Annotated in this window: 1 protein-coding gene; it reads left to right on the top strand. The window is 52.1% G+C overall.

The genetic code is table 11. The annotated features are described in order from the left end of the window. Nucleotides 1-197: 197 nt before the first annotated feature. Nucleotides 198-545: hypothetical protein (locus E1189_RS24605; protein WP_155158285.1), on the top strand; the 348-nt coding region annotated here is incomplete at its 3' end.

The raw sequence follows: 545 nt of genomic DNA, 5'->3' as shown, positions 1-545 counted from the left end.
GCACACTTCTTTTGCCATCAGGTGAAGGGGGGACAGATATCATATCAACAGAGCGTATCCGCACGTTATCGCCTGTCGTTCAGCCTCTGGACGACACATTCTGCGTATCGGGTCCAGAAAATAGCCTGCCCTGCCAAGGGGTTGGGGGGCCATCCAGAATCAGGCTGCCACGTCAGGACAAGGAAACCTTTGTCCTGATGGCTGAGAGCTCGACCTGCTCCGCAACTCCCAGCAAAGTTGATTCCCCGTCAGCAACAGATGACATAATAATTACAGGAGAATTCGTTGATGGGTTTCCGCTGCCTTTTAACTCTGATATCAACGCCTGGGAAATTCACTGCCGGAAAGTTGTCAAACAAGAGATTGAAGATGTTTATGAAGCTGCATCAATACTCCCAGGTGATTTGGACTACGATGGCCCTGCACCGGCAATAGAAGTATTGAGCCAGAAGGATGAAGGGGCAATATGCCGGGGACAACAGAATACCACCTGCCACTGTGGCGCCACCTTCGCCTCGGCCAGTCTGCTTAAATCCCACCGCCGG

This window comes from Parendozoicomonas verongulae (assembly GCF_009711465.1).
Lineage (GTDB): Bacteria > Pseudomonadota > Gammaproteobacteria > Pseudomonadales > Endozoicomonadaceae > Sansalvadorimonas > Sansalvadorimonas verongulae.
Note: the sequence above shows the minus strand (reverse complement) of the source record. Positions and strands in the feature narration are given on the sequence as shown.